This window comes from Planktotalea arctica (assembly GCF_002105285.1).
GTDB lineage: Bacteria > Pseudomonadota > Alphaproteobacteria > Rhodobacterales > Rhodobacteraceae > Planktotalea > Planktotalea arctica.
The window spans coordinates 145,256-162,832 of record NZ_MUHR01000002.1; the positions used below are offsets into that span (position 1 = coordinate 145,256).

Sequence of the window (17,577 nt, forward strand, 5' to 3'; positions counted from 1 at the left end):
ATGCGCTCACTCTTGTATATCATCACCGCGCTTGCGGTCATCGGGCTAGCTTTTTGGGCCTACCGCGAGAATTACCAGACCCAATCCGAAATTGCGCGCACCGAGAAAATCAACCGTGATATCGGCGATGCGCGTGCGCGCCTTACGGTGCTGCGTGCCGAATGGGCCTATCTCAACCGCCCCGATCGTTTGCGCGACCTAACGGAAATCAATTTCGAGCGCCTCGGCCTGTTGCCCCTGCGCGCTGATCAGTTCGGCAAGGTCGATCAAGTCGCCTTCCCGCCCGAGCCGGAGCCGGAGTTGATTATCACCAACACCGTTGATGTTTCAGGCATGAATATGGGCGAAGATGTGGTTACGCGCGGGGACGGTGTTTTCCCATGATCCGCACGCCGTTACGCCCCCTTGCGCGTATTCTGGAGGCACGCGCCAGCGGCGAAAACCCTGACGCGATCGAACGCGAGAACCTGCGCATCCGTCACGAGCAAATGCGCGATCAATCGCGCAACCGCGCCGAGGGGCGCCTGCTAATCCTTTCGGTAATCTTCTTTTGCGCCTTCGGCGTCATTGGCGCACGCATGGGTGTGTTGGCCGCGACCGATCCCGCCGAGCCGCGCGCCGCAAGTGCAGGAGCTTTGATCCAAGCGAGCCGCGCAGACATCACCGATCGCCATGGGCGTATTCTGGCAACGAACTTCGAAACCCATTCGCTTTATGCGCAGCCTTTGCAAATGATCGACAAGCCGCGCGTGGCTGCCGAACTGGCCGCAATCTTCCCTGATCTGAAGGCGGAAAAGCTGCTTAGGGATTTCACGGGAAAACGTAAGTTCTTGTGGATCAAGAAAAAACTCAGCCCCGAGCAGAAACAGGCGGTGCATGACATCGGCGATCCGGGCCTGTTGTTTGGCCCGCGTGAGATGCGGCTCTATCCAAACGGCAAACTGGCTGCGCATATCATGGGCGGCGCAAGTTTCGGGCGCGAGGGCGTGCATGCGGCCGAAGTGATCGGCGTTGCAGGCGTCGAGAAATTCTTTGACGAAGAGCTGCGCGACCCTGCACGCCAAGGTGCGCCGCTGGCGCTTTCGATTGATCTGACGGTGCAGGCCGCTGCCGAAGAAGTCCTCTATGGTGGCATGCAGCTGATGAACGCCAAAGGTGCCGCTTCGGTTCTAATGGATGTGCACACGGGCGAGATTATTTCCATCGTCAGCCTACCGGATTTCGACCCCAACGCGCGCCCCAGCCCGCTGATCGAGGGCGATGCCTCTGACAGCCCGCTGTTCAACCGCGCGGTGCAGGGCGTCTATGAACTTGGCTCTGCGTATAAAATTTTCACCGCTGCGCAGGCGATGGATCTGGGCTTGGTGAATAATCAAACCATGATCGACACCGGAAAAGCCCTGCGTGTCGGCGGTTTTAACATCGGTGAGTTTCGCAAGAAGAACTACGGAATTATTAGTGTTGAGGACATTATCGTCAAAAGCTCCAATCGCGGCACGGGCCGGCTGGCGCTCCAGATCGGTGTGGCGCGCCAGAAAGAGTTCATGAAAGCCATGGGTTTCATGGATTTCACCCCGCTTGAAATTGTCGAGGCGCGGGGCGGCAAGCCGCTTTTCCCCGAACGCTGGACCGATCTGAGCGCGGTGACGATTTCTTATGGCCACGGTCTGTCCAACTCGCCGCTACATCTTGCAGCGGGCTATGCGGCGATCGCCAATGGCGGCACTTATATAGCACCCACGATCCTGAAGCGTGGAGTGGCACCTAAAGGCACCCGCGTCATGCGCGAGGACACGGCCAATTATGCGCGCACGATGCTGCGTAAAGTGGTGACCGAGGGCACCGCCAGCTTTGGTGAGGTGCAGGGCTATGCGGTGGGTGGCAAGACCGGCACGGCCGACAAGCCAAGGCCGCGCGGGGGCGGTTATTACGAGGATAAGGTCATTGCGACTTTCGCGTCGCTCTTTCCTACGCATGATCCCAAATATGTGCTGATCGTGACGCTGGATGAGCCGGTTGAGACCTCGGGTGACAAGCCGCGCCGTACCGCAGGCTGGACGGCGGTTCCTGTCGCTGCCGAGATGATTGGCCGCGTGGCACCGCTCTTGGGGCTAAGACCAGAGATTGAACCGGGCGAGTTGGCTGGTATAACGCTCACATCGAATTAAAGGGGGCGCGTGTTCGCGCGCCACAAGATGTAGGGGCAGGCCATGGCGGCATTCACGACTTTACAGCAGCTCGGCTTGACTGCGGCGCATGGGCGAAACCCTGAAATCATGGGCCTCGCGGTGGACAGCCGCGATGTGCTGCGGGGCTTTCTGTTTGCCGCACTGCCGGGCGCGAAGGTGCACGGTGGCGAGTTTATTCAATACGCGCTGCGCATGGGCGCTTCGGCGATTCTGACCGACGCGATCGGCGCCGAAATTGCCGCGGAAGAGCTTGCAGGCGCGGACGCCGCGCTGATCGTCACCGATGATCCACGCAGCGCGCTCGCCTTTGCTGCCGCGCTCTGGTTCGGCGCGCAGCCGCAAATCATGACCGCCGTGACGGGCACCAACGGCAAAACCTCCGTCAGCACCTTTGTGCGTCAAATCTGGAACCTGCTTGATCTGGAGGCGGTGAACCTTGGCACCACGGGTGTCGAGGGCTCCATGCACCTGCCGCTTGCCCATACCACGCCCGAGCCGATCACGCTTCACCGCACGCTCGCCACTTTGGCCGATGAAGGGATAACGCACGCGGCGATGGAGGCCTCTTCTCACGGGCTTGATCAGCGCCGCTTGGACGGCGTGCATCTCGCGGCGGCGGGCTTTACCAATTTTACGCAGGATCACCTTGATTACCACGGCACGTTCGATGCCTATTTCGAAGCCAAGATGGGGCTGTTCAAGCGCGTTTTGCAGGATGATGGCGTAGCTGTGGTCAATCTTGACGATCCCAAGGGCGCAGAGGTCGCGATGATCGCGCAGTCCAATGGGCATGAACTGATTGGCGTTGGTCGCGACAAGGAAGCGGACCTTTGCCTGCTTGGTCAACGCTTTGACGGCACAGGGCAGGACCTTTTGTTCAAATGGCATGACCGCCCGTTTCAGGCGCGGCTCAATCTGATTGGAGGCTTTCAAGCGGAAAATGTACTGCTTGCGGCGGGCCTTGTGATTGCCTGCGGCGAAGACCCTGTGCGCGTATTCGACACGCTTGGCGATCTGGAAACGGTGCATGGGCGCATGCAACTGGCTGCGACCCGCTCCAATGGCGCTGCGGTTTTCGTGGACTACGCCCACACCCCCGATGCGGTCGAAACCGCGCTCAAAGCGATGCGCCCGCATGTGATGGGGCGCCTTGTGGCGCTGATTGGCGCGGGGGGGGATCGTGACACGGGCAAACGCCCATTGATGGGGCAGGCGGCTGCAGAAAACGCCGATCTTGTATTCGTCACCGATGACAATCCGCGCTCCGAAGACCCTGCGCTTATTCGCGCAGCGGTCATGGCTGGTGCGCCCGAAGCAATCGAGGTCGCAGATCGCGCAGAGGCGATCCTGCGCGCAGTCGATGCGCTTGGCCCCGGGGATGCGCTTCTGATTGCCGGCAAGGGTCATGAAACGGGGCAAGTGGTTGGCGATACTGTCTTTCCCTTTGATGATTGCGAGCAGGCCAGCGTGGCCGTTGCCGCCCTTGAAGGAGACCGCGCATGAGCCTTTGGACAGCTTTTGATGCCGCTGCCGCGACAGGCGGGCAGGCGATTGGGGATTGGTCGGTGAGCGGCATTTCCATCGACACGCGCACGATTGAGGCGGGTGATTTATTCGTCGCTTTGAAAGCTGCGCGCGATGGCCATGAATTCGTGGCGCAGGCCCTTGGCAAAGGGGCAGGTGCCGCTTTGGTGAGCCATGTTCCAGAGGGCGTTTCAAGCGATGCACCGCTGCTGATCGTGGAGGATGTACTAAGCGCGCTAGAGGCTTTGGGCCGCGCGGGGCGTGCGCGCACGAACGCGCGCGTCGTCGCGATCACCGGCTCAGTCGGCAAGACCTCTACCAAAGAAATGTTGCGCGATGTGCTGGGCGCGCAGGGGCGCACGCACGCGTCGGTCGCCAGCTACAACAACCATTGGGGTGTGCCGCTGACCTTGGCGCGGATGCCCGTTGACACAGAATTCGCTGTGATCGAAATCGGCATGAACCACCCCGGTGAAATCGCGCCTCTGGCCAAGATGGCGCGCCCGCATGTGGCGTTGATCACCACCGTTGGAGCGGCGCATTTGGAAGCGTTCGAGAATATCGACGGGATTGCGGCGGAAAAAGCCGCGATCATGGAAGGGCTGGAAGCGGGCGGAATTGCCATTCTGAACGGCGATATTGAAACAGCCCCTGTTTTGAAAGATGTCGCCGAAAAGCGGGGCGTGAATGCGCTTTGGTTCGGCCAAACAACGCAGGATTATAGGCTTGATCAGATCACGCTGAGCGGCAACACCACCGTTGTGCAGGCCAGCGCGCAAGGGGCACCGCTGTTGTTCAAGGTGCAAAGCGCGGGAAGCCATTTTGCGATGAACGGTCTAGGCGCTCTTGCCAGCGCCAAGGCGCTTGGCGCGGATATTGCGCTGGCGGCACAAAGCATCGCCAGATGGACACCCTTCACAGGGCGCGGCGCGCGCGAAATCATCGCGCTGGACGGCGCCGATAGCCGCATGACGCTTGAGTTGATTGATGACGCTTACAATGCCAACCCCACTTCGCTAGGCGCGGCGCTTGATGTGTTGGCGGCAGCAGAGGTCACCCATGATATCGGCCGCGTCTCCAAGGGGCGGCGCATTGCCTATCTTGGCGATATGAAAGAGCTAGGCGGCGATGAAGCCGCAATGCACAGCGCCCTTGCGCGCTTGCCCTGCATTGAGGAAATCGACGTAATCCACTGCGTCGGCCCGCTCATGCGCCATTGCTATGATGCACTGCCTGTTGCCAAGCGCGGCCACTGGGAAGCGAGCAGCGCAGCCATGGCCAGCCACGTAGGCCGCGACCTTGATGCGGGGGATGTGGTGCTGGCCAAAGGCTCTCTCTCCATGGGGCTTGCGCGCGTAGTGGACGCGGTGCGCAAATTGAGCCATACGGCCAGCAAAGACGCCGCAAAGGACGATGTGTAAATGCTATATTGGTTAACCGCTCTCTCTGACGGGGGCGATTTTTTCAACCTCTTTCGCTACATCACCTTTCGTGCAGGCGGGGCTTTCCTGACGGCACTGATCTTTGGTTTCGTCTTCGGCAAACCCTTGATCAACGTGCTGCGCCGCCGCCAAGGCAAGGGTCAACCGATACGCGACGATGGCCCCGAGGGGCATTTTATCAAGGCAGGCACCCCCACGATGGGCGGGCTTTTGATTGTGGGCGCATTGCTTACGTCAACCCTGCTTTGGGCGCGGCTGGACAACCCGTTTATCTGGATTGTGTTATTTGTAACAATGTCTTACGGCGCGATTGGTTTCGCAGATGACTACGCGAAAGTGTCCAAACAGACCACCGCGGGCGTGTCTGGCAAGCTGCGCCTTGCCCTTGGTTTCGTGATCGCTGCAATCGCTGGCTACTGGGCGGCGCAATATCATCCGCCGGAATTACAAAACCAGCTTGCGCTGCCGATCTTCAAGGATACGCTGATCAACCTAGGTTATCTGTTCGTGCCCTTCGCTGTGATCGTGATCGTTGGTGCGGCCAATTCCGTTAACCTTACTGATGGTCTCGATGGTCTTGCGATCATGCCCGTGATGATCGCCTCTGGTACGCTGGGCGTCATCGCTTACGCCGTTGGCCGCGTCGATTTCACCGAATATCTCGACGTTCATTATGTCCCCGGCACCGGCGAAATTCTGGTCTTTACCGCAGGCATCTTCGGCGGTGGTCTTGGCTTCCTTTGGTACAATGCCCCCCCCGCAGCCGTCTTCATGGGGGACACCGGTTCGCTCGCCCTTGGCGGCGCTTTGGGCGCTATTGCGGTGTCGACCAAACACGAGTTGGTGCTGGCTGTCGTCGGCGGTCTCTTCGTGGTCGAGGCACTCTCGGTCATCATTCAGGTGCTCTATTTCAAGCGCACAGGTAAGCGGGTGTTTCTGATGGCTCCGATCCATCACCACTACGAGAAAAAGGGCTGGGCCGAGCCGCAAATCGTTATCCGCTTCTGGATCATCTCGTTGATCTTGGCGATGATTGGTTTGGCGACGCTGAAGGTTAGGTAGCAGAGCAATTTATCTCGCGTGATACATCGCGGGCTAGGGTCACAAAATTTCCAAAAGGTGGGTCTTCCATGATACCAGTACAAGGCTACACAGGGGCGCGCGTCGGCGTGCTTGGGCTGGGACGCTCTGGGCTGTCGGCAGCGCGCGCATTGCGCGCGGGCGGCGCAACGCCGATCTGCTGGGACGACAATGAAGCGGCAAGAACCATCGCTGAGGGCGAGGGGTTTGAGACGGCCAAACTCACGGGGCAAACCTTAGCCGAGCTTGCGTTGCTGATTGTTTCGCCGGGCATTGCGCATCTTTATCCAAGCCCGAACCCTGTCATCAAGGAGGCGCTGGAAAAAGGCGTGCCTGTGGACAACGACATTTCACTCTTTTTCCGCTCTTTCGCGACTTCCGAGTGGGACAACCTCGATGTGACCCCGCGGGTGGTGGCGGTGACGGGATCGAACGGGAAATCCACGACTTCGGCCTTGATCCATCACGTTCTGGAGCACACGGGCCGCGCGAGCCAACTTGCCGGCAATATCGGGCGCGGGGTGCTGGACATTGATCCTGCAATTGACGGCGAAGTCGTTGTGCTCGAGCTGTCGTCCTATCAGACCGACTTTGCGCGCGCGCTTACGCCGGATATTGCAGTGTTCACCAATCTCTCGCCAGATCACCTTGATCGTCACGCTGGTATGGGCGGCTATTTCGCTGCGAAACGCCGCTTGTTCGCAGAGGGTGGACCGGAGCGTGCGATCATTGGCGTGGACGAGGACGAGGGGCTGTATCTGGCCGGACAAATGGCCGAGGGCCCGCAGGATGATCGGGTGATCCGCATCTCTGTCGAACGCAAGCTAACGGACTTTGGCTGGACGGTTTTTGCGCGCAAAGGCTTTCTGTCGGAGTATCGCAAGGGGCGTCAGATCGGCTCGATCGATTTGCGCGCGATCAAGGGTCTGCCCGGCTCGCACAACCACCAGAACGCCTGTTGCGCCTATGCTGTCTGCCGCACGCTGGGTTTGGCTCCTCGCGTGATTGAAGCAGGCTTTGCGACGTATCCCGGATTGCCGCACCGCAGCCAGATCGTGGCAGAGGCAAATGGCGTGACCTATGTGAACGATAGTAAAGCGACCAACGTGGACAGTGCGGTCAAGGCGTTGGAGGCGTTCAAGAAAATCCGCTGGATATGTGGCGGATTGGAGAAAGAGGGCGGCGTTGAGGCTTTGTCTGCGGCGGCTGGCGAGGTTTTGAAAGCCTATGTGATCGGGCGCGAGGCGGCTTCGTTTGCAATGCAATTAGCAGGGGTCGAGACAGAGGTGTGCACGTCTATGGAGGTCGCTGTGACCCGTGCGATGGAAGATGCGGGCGAGGGCGAGACGGTTTTGCTAGCCCCAGCAGCGGCGAGTTTTGATCAATATGATAGTTTCGAGAAACGTGGCGATCATTTTGCGGAACTGGTGAAGGCGGGTTTGGTGTAAGATGTTTCGCGCGCGAAACATTTGTTGTTTATTAATAAAGGGTTAATTGGTGCATGAGGTGAGTTTTTCGATTTTTTGAGTTTTTTCCTTTGGCTAATAAGCAGCCCGCTTTTGAAAAGAAAAGATGCGTCTTTTGTTGACGGTCTGAATGGTGCAGGAAAAACTATGTTAGGTTTCACAACCTTTGCATGATTGACTGCAGTGTAACAAACGCTGAACATCGTGTAACGGGTTTTATGTTGTGCACGTTTGAGGGGAAAATCTTCAAGCCATCTATTGCTATTTTTGCTTTCGCCACTCTGCAAGGCGCGCGTCTAAAATAGGCTTTAACAAGTCGAAATTATCCCAAGTATCCTCAACGTGATAAACTGAGGGAAGGTCCAAAACTAAGATGTTAAAATAATCGTCAGAAAAGCCCTTTTCATAGTAGCGACTAGCAAAGGCATTACCCTCGTCATTGAGGTCTTCATCAACAAATTTCTCGTCGCACGCTTCGATGAAAATTTGCGCGGGTGATGACCTCCGTTGGCTCAATTTTGGAATACTATCTGGAAACACTTGAGTGTGCATTTTTCCCCCGAGACCAGAGAGCAATGCCCAAGCTACAAACATTCCAATATGGGTAGCCCCTGCGACTTGCTCTAATTCTGCTGGGAAATCCCCGCCATAGTGCCATGAGGCGTCATCGTATTTCATATTAAATTTTTCCCGAGTACGTGTTCTATATGCTCGGTAGCGTATTTCGAAAATAATAATTACGGAACACACGATGCAGGCTGGCTATGTCGTATAAGTCATGCGAATTCTGATAAGCGCTGTTATGTGAAGCACATCAGATGTAGCTAAATTGTGGTAATGTATCCTGTACAGTTCGCTAAAAAGTGCAGGTGCTGACGGCGGTCGGCATATGCGCGGCGGGCTGACGCCCTTGATTCCGCGCACGGTCGTTGCTGGCTTACCGCCCGCGAACTCGTGGATCGAGTGCATCGCGCAGACCATCGCCAAGGTAATTCACCGACAGAACCGTCAGGGAAATTGCGATACCGGGGAGCAACACCCGCTCGGGATATTCGGTCATGCGCGGTACGCTATCGGCCAGCATTTTGCCCCATGTAGGGAAATCGGAGGGGAAGCCGACGCCTAGGAAGCTAAGAGCGCTTTCGGTGATGATCGCGGTGGCGAGGCCCAGTGTGGCCGAAACCATGATCGGTGACATGATATTGGGCAGCAAATGCCGCGTGATGATCTTGCCGGGCGTGGTGCCGATCGAGCGGGCGGCGAGGATGAACTCGCGTTCTTTCAACGCCAGAACTTCGCCGCGCACGATACGGGCGGTTTGCATCCAGCTTGTGATGCCGATGACGCCAACGATGAGGATGAACATACCCTCCTCTGGCCCGAACGCGGCGCGGAGCGGTTGGCGGAATAGCGTCACAGCGACAAGTAGCAAAGGCAGCAGCGGCAGGGACAGCACCAGATCGGTAAAGCGCATCAGGATACCGTCGAGGCGCTTGAAATAGCCTGAAAGCACGCCGATCAGCGTGCCAAGGAAGAGCGCCAATACCATTGCCGCCCAGCCTACGGCGAGCGATGTGCGCCCGCCCTTGATCATATTGGCGAGCATGTCGCGGCCCAGGTTGTCCGTGCCCAGCGGGCGGTTCCACGCGATCTTGGCGCTCCCATCCCACAGCCATGTGTAGATCGGGCGCATGTCCTTGTTGCGGATGTCGAGTTTCTGCGCGTCCAGCGTCCAGATATAGGGGCCGATGATCACGAAGAGGGTGATGAAGAGCAAGAAGCCACCGCCGAACAGCGCGCCTTTATGTTTGCGGAACTGGTCCCACACATCGCGCCATTGGCTGCGCGGGGGCTTGGACGGCTCTTTGTCTTTCAGGGCCTCGATCGGGTCGATTTGCAGCGTATCAGTCATAGCGGATCCTCGGATCAAGGACGCCGTAGAGGATATCGGCGATCAGGTTGAAGACCACGATCAGGATCGCGAAAATGAAAGTGAGTGTCAGAACCATGGGAATGTCATTGGCGAACAATGCGGTAAGCAAAAGCTGCCCGATGCCATTCACCTTAAACACGTTCTCGGTGATGATCGCGCCACCAAAGATTGCAGGCATGCCAAGCGCGATCACCGTAACAACGGGGATCATCGAGTTGCGCAAGACGTGAACCATGACCACGACCGCTTCGGAGAGGCCCTTGGCGCGGGCGGTACGCACATAATCTTCATTGAGGTTCTCGAGCATGGAAGCGCGCATGTAGCGGCTGATCTGTGCAGTGGTTTGCAGGGCAAGCACCATGACCGGCATGATCATTTGCATGAACTGCACTTTGAAGCTGGCCCAATCTGTGACCACATGGGTGGTGTCATAGATCGAGGGAAACCAGCCTAGCTGCACGGAAAACAGCACGATCAGCAGAGGGCCGGTAAAGAACGGCGGAATCGAAAATCCGATCATAGACACGAAGGTGCCGGCCTGATCGAACACCGAATACTGACGGTACGCGGAATAGATGCCGATGGGCAGCGCGATCAGGATGCCGACGATATAGGCCATGCCCACAACCCAAAGCGTCTGGGGCATGCGCTGCACCACGATATCCATCACCGGGCTGCGGGTCTGCCACGAGATCACGCGCTGCATGCCCTCGGTATATGTGGTGCCCCACATCCAGTCCCAAAACACCATCGGCTCGACGACGAAGAACTGATAGAGCCATTTGAAGAAGCGGATATGCGCGGGTTGGCCGAGGCCAAGTGCTTCGCGCATTTTCTCTTTGACCTCGGGGGGGACGGTCAGCGGCACCTGCGCCATGGGATCGCCGGGGGCAAGTTCGAGCAGCAAGAAGATCACCAATGCGATGAAAAGCAAGGTCGGGACCGAGAGTATCAGCCGTCTAATGGTGAATGTCAGCATAGTCTGGCCGGATCCGATTCATCTGCTCGCCTATGGGGCAAGTGGGTCTGTTTGGTCGGCGATATCTCTGCGAGCACGGGGGCGGCGATACAGCGAACGAAACGATTGGAGGGTGCGAAAAAGGGTGCCCCGCGACATAGCCGCGAGGCACCGGTTAAGCGCTATGGCTTATTTGATGCGGTACCAATCCGCGACATTCCAAAGCTCGCTATCCCAAGTGTTCAGGACAACGCCGCCAAGGGAGTTCGCATGCGCCGAAACGCGGCCACGATCGACCAGAGGCAGAATGGAGTAGCTTTCTTTCGTCAGCATGTCGTTCAGCTTCTTGGCAATCTCGCCGCGCTTTTCCAGCTCGCCTGTCTTGCCAAGCTCGGCAACGAGCGCGTCATACGCGGGATCGCAGAAACGGTTGATGTTCTCACCCTGCCACTGCGTGTCAGGACCGGGGTGCTTGTCGCAGGTGCGCTGCGCAAGATAGCTTTCCGGATCGGTGCCGTCGAAGTTGTTGGCGTACATTTCAACGTCCGCGTAGAACTTCTGGAACGTATCGGGCGAGCCGGGATCGCCGCCGAAGTAGACGGAACCGTCGATGTTGCGCAGCTCGGTTTCAACACCGATCTGTGCCCATGAGTCCTTGATCAGGGCTTGGAAGTCCTGACGCACGGCGTTTGTCGATGTCTGGAAAAGAATGGAAAGCTTGATGCCATCCTTCTCGCGGACACCGTCGCCATCGCTGTCGACCCAGCCTGCATCGTCAAGCATGGCATTCGCGCCTGCGATATCCTGCGTCAGGCAGTCCGTGTTGTCAGAGGCATAAAGCGCAGGGGCAGGAACGAGGTTACAGGTTGGGCGACCCGCCTGACCGTAGCCGACTTCGACCAGCAGATCGCGGTCAATCGCCATGGACAGTGCTTTGCGCACGGCCAGATCGGTCATGAAGGGATGCGGATGCTTGGCAGTGGAACGCTCGCCTTCGGGAAGGTCCGGCGAGGGGTTGGTCATATTCATTTCCAAACGCTCGACGAGCGAACCGAAGGCCGCGATTGTCTTGCCCTTGCCGCCTTCTGCCATCTTCGCGATGACATCGGGTGCCAGTTGCAGGTTCCACGCATAATCGAACTCGCCGGTTTCAAGAACCGCGCGGCCTGCGCCGACAGCATCGCCGCCACCTTTGAAGGTCAGTGTCGCAAACGCCGGCTTGGACGCATCGCGAAAGTTCTGGTTGGCTTCCATCTGGATCACGTCATTGGGGCGGAAATCCGTGACGGTGAAAGGACCGGTGCCGATCGGGCCAAAGTTGGCTTCTGTGCACTCGGGCGCACGAGCACCAAGGCACTCAGCGAACTGTGCTGCTTGCAGGATCGGGGATTGCCCGCCCATGAAGGGGCCATATGGATTGGGTTTTGGCTCGGAAAATGTGACCGTGACGGTCAGATCATCGACCACTTCAACGCCCTCGACACCCTCGAATTTAGCAAGCTGCGCGCAGCCGCCCTCGGGGTGCATACAGTAATCGGCCGTGAACTTGAGATCGGCAGAGGTGACGGGGGATCCGTCAGACCAGAGCAGGCCGGACTTCAGTTTCCATGTGATCGATTTGAGATCAGCCGCAACGCCGCCGTTCTCAACCGTGGGGATTTCGCTGGCCAGATAGGGCACCAATGCGCCATTCTGGTCATAGCGGCCAAGCGGTTCGATTACGAGTGATGCCGCCTCGATGTCCTTGGTGCCGCTGGACAAGTACGGGTTCAGCGTCGAGGGCGCTTGCCAATAGATGATATTGACGTTGCCGTCTGCGCCGCGCTCGGCCATGGCCATCGGGGCCATTGCAAAACTCGCGGCTGCACCCAGCATAAGTGTGCGAAACTTCATGTGTCTCTCCTTGTTGTGCAGGGCGCACCCGATGGTGGGGGCAACCTTGCAATTCTTTCGAACCGGTTTGCGCCGGCTTCTTGATTACGATCGAAGATATGAAGCCATAACAACGCCACTTGCGGTGCGTCTGTCCCTATTCCCCCGAACACTGACCCTATCGAAGCAGAGTTTGGAAAAATTGCAAGCTCCTTAAAATGTTGGATCTGGACGGCTTTGCGCGTCAAACAAAAGTTCCGATCAGAGCGCTTGACCGCGCGGATAGCAAAATCGCTTGGGATTTGACAACGCGCGCCAAGTGCTTCTAGCTTGCGATGACGCACGCATCGGGGGACATTGGATGCTCGACCAACCCATCGCACGAATTGAGAACCTCAGGGTTGAATTCCAGACCAAGGATGGCCCGGTCGTGGGGGTGGAGGATGTGTCCTTTACCATCAATCCCGGCGAAACGGTCTGCGTCGTGGGCGAGTCGGGGTCTGGCAAATCGGTCTCCTCGCTCTCGTTGATGCGACTTGTGGAATACGGCGGCGGTGAAATCGCCGGAGGGCGATTGATTTTTGATCGCAAGGAGCAAGGCCCGCTGGATTTGCGCGAAGCGAGCCCTGATTTGATGCGTTCGATTCGCGGCAATGAGATCGGAATGATCTTTCAAGAGCCGATGACGGCGCTCAATCCTGTGTTCACCGTTGGTCGCCAGTTGACCGAAGGGCTGCGTGTGCACCGCGGCATGAGCAAAAGGCAGGCCGAAGCGCGCGCGCTGGACTTAATGCGCCAGGTGCGCATTCCCGAGCCTGAGAAGCGGCTTGCGCAGTATCCACACGAGCTATCTGGCGGTATGCGCCAGCGTGTCGTGATCGCAATCGCGCTGGCCTGCGAGCCGCGTTTGTTGATCGCGGACGAGCCGACGACGGCGCTTGATGTGACGATTCAGGCCGAAATTCTCGCGCTCATGGACCGCCTCAAGCGTGAAACAGGCACGGCGGTGATGTTCATCACACATGACATGGCGGTGGTTGCGCAGATGGCGGATCGCGTCGTCGTCATGTTTCGCGGCAACAAGGTGGAGGAGGGCACAGTCGAGGAAATCTTCGAAAATCCACAGCACCCCTACACCAAGGCGTTGTTGGCGGCGGTTCCCAAACTGGGTGAAATGCGAGGCAAATCGGCACCCGAGCCGATGAAGCTGCTTGGCCACGAGCAGGACGAGATCAAGCCGATCCCTGGCACGAACGAGCCGCTTCTGGCTGTTAGTGGCCTCACCACGCGCTTTCCCGTCACGGGCGGGCTGCTGCGCCGCGTGATCGCGAACGTACATGCGGCAGAGGATATTTCCTTTACCATCAACAAAGGGCAGACGCTGTCCTTGGTTGGCGAGTCCGGTTGCGGCAAGTCCACCGTTGGCCGCTCGCTCATGCGGCTTGTGGAGCCACTAAGCGGGCAAATCACACTCGCAGGCAAAGAGATCATGGACATGAACCAGTCCGAGCTGCGCGAGGCGCGCCGCGATATGCAGATGATTTTTCAGGACCCTTTCGCCTCGCTTAACCCGCAGATGCAGTTGATTGACCAAGTGGCCGAACCGATGCGCAACTTTGGCACTGAAACCGGTCAAGCGTTGACGGACCGCGTCGAGATGCTGTTCGATCGCGTGGAATTGCCCCGCAGTTTCCTGCGCCGTTTCCCTCATGAGCTCTCTGGCGGGCAACGCCAGCGCGTCGCAATCGCCCGCGCGCTTGCACTTAATCCCAAGCTGATTGTGGCAGACGAGGCCGTCTCGGCGCTGGACGTTTCCGTTCAGGCGCAGGTGGTGAACCTGATGATGGAATTGCAGGCGGATCTCGGTCTTAGCTATCTGTTCATCAGCCACGATATGGCCGTGGTCGAACGCGTCAGCCATTACGTCGGCGTCATGTATCTGGGCCGCATCGTCGAAATGGGCCCGCGCGCGGCAGTGTTCGAGGACCCGCGCCATCCCTATACGCAAGCGCTGATGAAGGCTGTGCCGATCGCCGATCCGCGCCAGCGCAAGGACGAGAAGGATTTGAATTTCAAACCCATTCCGTCACCAATGCACCCTGCCGGATATGTGCCCGAGCCGTCAAAATATGAAGAGGTCGGGCCAGAGCATTTCGTGTTGCTAACGGATAGCGGATATTGACGCTCTTGCAGAGATCAACCAAGCAGTACGACGCATTTCTGTGCCACTCCTCTGGTTTGGCACCGCCCTTATGAACCAATAGGCTTTACATGACCCAAACCCTTTCCCCCTTAGAGTTGATGAGTAAACTCATCTCCTTCCCGACTGTCAGCTGCGATAGTAACCTGCCGCTTATCGACTGGGTCGAGGCGTATTTGAACGGGCATGGCATCACCTGCCACCGTTTCTATGACGACAAGGACGGCCGCCTTGTCGAAAAGGCAGCGCTGTTCGCGCATGTAGGTCCAGAGGTGGAGGGCGGAATCGTGTTGTCCGGCCATACGGACGTTGTGCCGGTTGAAGGGCAGCCTTGGGATACGGACCCTTGGACGGTCACCGAAAAGGATGGCAAATATTTCGGGCGCGGCACCTGTGATATGAAAGGCTTTGACGGCCTCGCGATCTGGGCACTGGTGGAGGCGCATAAACGCGGCGTGAAACGCCCGCTGCAAATCGCCCTCAGCTTTGATGAGGAAGTCGGCTGCACCGGTGCACCCCCGATGATCGAGCGTATTTTGCAAACATTGCCCAAAGCCTCGACCGTGATCGTCGGGGAACCTTCGATGATGCAGGCCGTCACCGGCCATAAGGGGGGACGCGGATATCTGACGCATATCAAAGGGTTCGAGGTCCATAGCTCGATCCTGCACACGGGTGTCAACGCGATCATGTATGGCGCGAAGTTGATCGAGTGGGCGAATGATGTAAACACCGCCAACCTCGCGGCGACCCCCTCGGACATCGCCGCGCCGTTCTTTCCGCCATGTACGACGGCGCATGTGGGGATGATCACAGGCGGCACGGCGCATAACATCACTGCCAAAGATTGCATCTTCGGCATGGATTTTCGCGTGGTTCCCGGGGAAGATCCGTTAATGTGGCGTGATCGCTACATTGAAAAAGTGCGCGAGGTCGAGGCGATGATGCAGGCGGTCGTGCCCGAGACCCGCATCGAGATTTCTGAGAAATTCAACGTGCCGCCCCTGGTGCCCGAGGACGGCGGCGAGGCGGAAACGCTGGTGCGCCAGATCACGGGGGATAACGCATCGCATAAGGTCAGCTATGGTACCGAGGCGGGGCAATTTCAGCAGCGCGGCTATTCGGCGGTGATTTGCGGCCCCGGCGACATCGCGCAGGCGCATCAACCCAATGAGTTCTGCACGGTGGCGCAATTCAACGCAGGACATGCCTTTATGGAGAAGCTACTGGAGCGCCTTGCCTGATGGGCTTCGTGATCAACGAACATTCGCCAATAGAACACTTTGCGCCGCTGCCGAGCGAGGCGGACGCAGTGGTCATCGGCGGTGGTATCATCGGCGTTATGACCGCTTGGGAGTTGGCCAAGGCGGGCCTCAAAACGGTTTTGCTGGAAAAGGGCCGAATCGCGGGCGAGCAATCCTCGCGCAATTGGGGCTGGATACGCGCGCAGGGGCGCGACATTGCCGAGCTTGGCATTATGCTGGACGCGCAAGCGATGTGGCCCGAGCTTGATAAACGGGCAGGGGGCGTCGGTCTTACTCAGACAGGCACGCTGTTCATGGCACGCGACGATCAGGCCATGGCGGGCTTTCAAAACTGGCTGGACGATGCTGCGCCCTATCAACTCGCCTCTAAGCTGCTAAGTGCGCACGAGTTGGCCGATCATATCCCGCGCGCCAATGCGCGCTGGGCGGGCGCGCTCTATACGCCCTCGGATTATCGCGCCGAGCCTTGGATCGCGGTGCCCGCGCTGGCGCGCGCGGCTGTAAAGGACGGGGCGGCGATCATCGAGAATTGCGCGGTGCGGATGCTTGATATCGAGGGCGGCAAGGTCACGGGGGTGATCACCGAACAGGGCCGGATCAAATCAAGCCGCGTCGCGCTCGCAGGTGGGGCCTGGTCTTCGCTGCTTTTGCGCCGCCACGGTGTGTCGATCCCGCAGTTATCTGTGCGCGCCAGCGTTGCCGCAACTGAACAATTGCCTGACGTTGCCAATGATAACGCCGTCGATGATCGCCTCGCGTGGCGGCGCCGCGCTGATGGTGGTTACTCGCTCGCGCCTTCGGGCTTTCACGAATTGTTCCTTGGCCCCGATGCCTTTCGCGCCTTTGCGCGCTTCATGCCGCAGCTTTTGCAAGATCCGCTTGGTACGCGCTACTTGCCTGCTGCGCCGAAACATTTCCCCGATGCGTGGGGAACAAAGCGGCGCTGGGCCGGCGATCAAATCAGCCCGTTCGAACGTATGCGCATCCTTGATCCTGCGCCAAACGCGGCCAAAGTGCGCAAACTGGCACGCGATTTTGCCGCCACATTCCCAAGCCTTGGCGAGGTGCGGATCAAGCAAGCATGGGCCGGAATGATCGATGTAATGCCCGATGTGGTCCCTGTGGTGGATAGCTGCGCGCCGCTGCCGGGCCTCACGATTTGCACGGGCATGTGCGGTCATGGATTTGGCATTGGCCCTGCCTTCGGGCGCATCACCGCCAAGCTGATGCAAGGGCGCGATACCGGGCATGATCTAAGCCGCTTTCGCCTTGGCCGTTTTAGCGATGGTAGCAAGCTGGTGCTTGGCCCCAATCTGTGACGCGGCGTTCCCCCTCTTGCGAGGGGCGCGCAGATGCGCCACGCTTCGCGGCGAGCACCGGGGGAGAAAACCATGCCGATTCACAACCGATTTGCTGATTTGCATAGCGAGATCACGGGATGGCGCAGGCATTTGCACACCATTCCAGAACTGAATTTCGACCTGCCCAAGACGGCGGCTTTCGTTGAGCAGCGCCTGCGCGAGATTGGCGTGGATGTGCTTGAAACCGGCGTTGCACAAACCGGTATGGTCGCGGTGATCAAAGGCAAGAGCGACACATCGGGCCGCGTCATCGGCCTGCGCGCCGACATGGATGCGCTGCCGATCCA

General features: G+C 58.5%; 13 protein-coding genes and 1 pseudogene. 10 read left to right on the forward strand and 4 right to left on the reverse strand.

Annotation, left to right across the window (positions count from 1 at the left end; all coding sequences use genetic code 11):
• The 6 genes from ftsL to murD all read left to right on the forward strand — a co-directional run bounded on the left by ftsL (position 1) and on the right by murD (position 7,683).
• Positions 1-384: a cell division protein FtsL gene (gene ftsL / locus B9P63_RS03600; protein ID WP_085307188.1), complete on the forward strand. Its 384-nt coding sequence runs from the start codon at positions 1-3 to the stop codon at positions 382-384.
• Positions 381-2,168: a peptidoglycan D,D-transpeptidase FtsI family protein gene (locus tag B9P63_RS03605; protein ID WP_085307189.1), complete on the forward strand. Its 1,788-nt coding sequence runs from the start codon at positions 381-383 to the stop codon at positions 2,166-2,168. The genes ftsL and B9P63_RS03605 overlap by 4 nt, the downstream gene beginning before the upstream one ends.
• Before the next feature lie 42 nt (positions 2,169-2,210).
• Positions 2,211-3,692, forward strand: coding sequence for a UDP-N-acetylmuramoyl-L-alanyl-D-glutamate--2,6-diaminopimelate ligase (locus tag B9P63_RS03610; protein ID WP_085307190.1), 1,482 nt, complete (start codon positions 2,211-2,213; stop codon positions 3,690-3,692).
• Positions 3,689-5,134 carry a UDP-N-acetylmuramoyl-tripeptide--D-alanyl-D-alanine ligase gene (locus B9P63_RS03615; RefSeq protein WP_085307191.1) on the forward strand — a complete coding sequence of 482 codons (1,446 nt, stop codon included), beginning with the start codon at positions 3,689-3,691 and terminating at the stop codon, positions 5,132-5,134. The genes B9P63_RS03610 and B9P63_RS03615 overlap by 4 nt, the downstream gene beginning before the upstream one ends.
• A complete protein-coding gene (mraY, locus tag B9P63_RS03620; RefSeq protein WP_085307192.1) occupies positions 5,135-6,217 on the forward strand; it encodes a phospho-N-acetylmuramoyl-pentapeptide-transferase in 1,083 nt (360 codons plus the stop codon).
• A gap of 68 nt (positions 6,218-6,285) precedes the next feature.
• The gene (gene murD, locus B9P63_RS03625; RefSeq protein ID WP_085307193.1) at positions 6,286-7,683 is read left to right on the forward strand and encodes a UDP-N-acetylmuramoyl-L-alanine--D-glutamate ligase; all 1,398 of its coding nucleotides are present in this window, start codon (positions 6,286-6,288) and stop codon (positions 7,681-7,683) included.
• A 279-nt stretch (positions 7,684-7,962) separates the two neighbouring features.
• On the opposite strand, the gene B9P63_RS03630 is transcribed toward murD, so the two are convergent.
• From B9P63_RS03630 to B9P63_RS03645, 4 genes are all read right to left on the reverse strand, one after another.
• The gene (locus B9P63_RS03630; RefSeq protein WP_085307194.1) at positions 7,963-8,379 is read right to left on the reverse strand and encodes a DUF7832 domain-containing protein; all 417 of its coding nucleotides are present in this window, start codon (positions 8,377-8,379) and stop codon (positions 7,963-7,965) included.
• Between the two features lie 259 nt (positions 8,380-8,638).
• Positions 8,639-9,613 (reverse strand): ABC transporter permease, encoded by a 975-nt coding sequence (locus B9P63_RS03635; RefSeq protein ID WP_085307195.1) that lies wholly within the window; start codon positions 9,611-9,613, stop codon positions 8,639-8,641.
• On the reverse strand, positions 9,606-10,613 hold the full coding sequence (locus tag B9P63_RS03640; RefSeq protein WP_085307196.1) for an ABC transporter permease: 1,008 nt from the start codon (positions 10,611-10,613) through the stop codon (positions 9,606-9,608). Before B9P63_RS03640 ends, B9P63_RS03635 begins: the two co-directional genes overlap by 8 nt.
• 168 nt (positions 10,614-10,781) lie before the next feature.
• Positions 10,782-12,485, reverse strand: coding sequence for a peptide ABC transporter substrate-binding protein (locus B9P63_RS03645; protein ID WP_085307197.1), 1,704 nt, complete (start codon positions 12,483-12,485; stop codon positions 10,782-10,784).
• Between the two features lie 340 nt (positions 12,486-12,825).
• Between B9P63_RS03645 and B9P63_RS03650 the strand changes: the two genes are divergently transcribed.
• From B9P63_RS03650 to B9P63_RS03665, 4 genes and pseudogenes are all read left to right on the forward strand, one after another.
• The gene (locus B9P63_RS03650) at positions 12,826-14,646 is read left to right on the forward strand and encodes an ABC transporter ATP-binding protein (RefSeq protein WP_085307221.1); all 1,821 of its coding nucleotides are present in this window, start codon (positions 12,826-12,828) and stop codon (positions 14,644-14,646) included.
• A gap of 89 nt (positions 14,647-14,735) precedes the next feature.
• Positions 14,736-15,908 (forward strand): acetylornithine deacetylase, encoded by a 1,173-nt coding sequence (gene argE / locus B9P63_RS03655; protein WP_085307198.1) that lies wholly within the window; start codon positions 14,736-14,738, stop codon positions 15,906-15,908.
• The gene (locus tag B9P63_RS03660) at positions 15,908-17,248 is read left to right on the forward strand and encodes an NAD(P)/FAD-dependent oxidoreductase (RefSeq protein ID WP_085307199.1); all 1,341 of its coding nucleotides are present in this window, start codon (positions 15,908-15,910) and stop codon (positions 17,246-17,248) included. The genes argE and B9P63_RS03660 overlap by 1 nt, the downstream gene beginning before the upstream one ends.
• 72 nt (positions 17,249-17,320) lie before the next feature.
• Positions 17,321-17,577, forward strand: a pseudogene (locus B9P63_RS03665) (amidohydrolase); the annotation flags it as partial.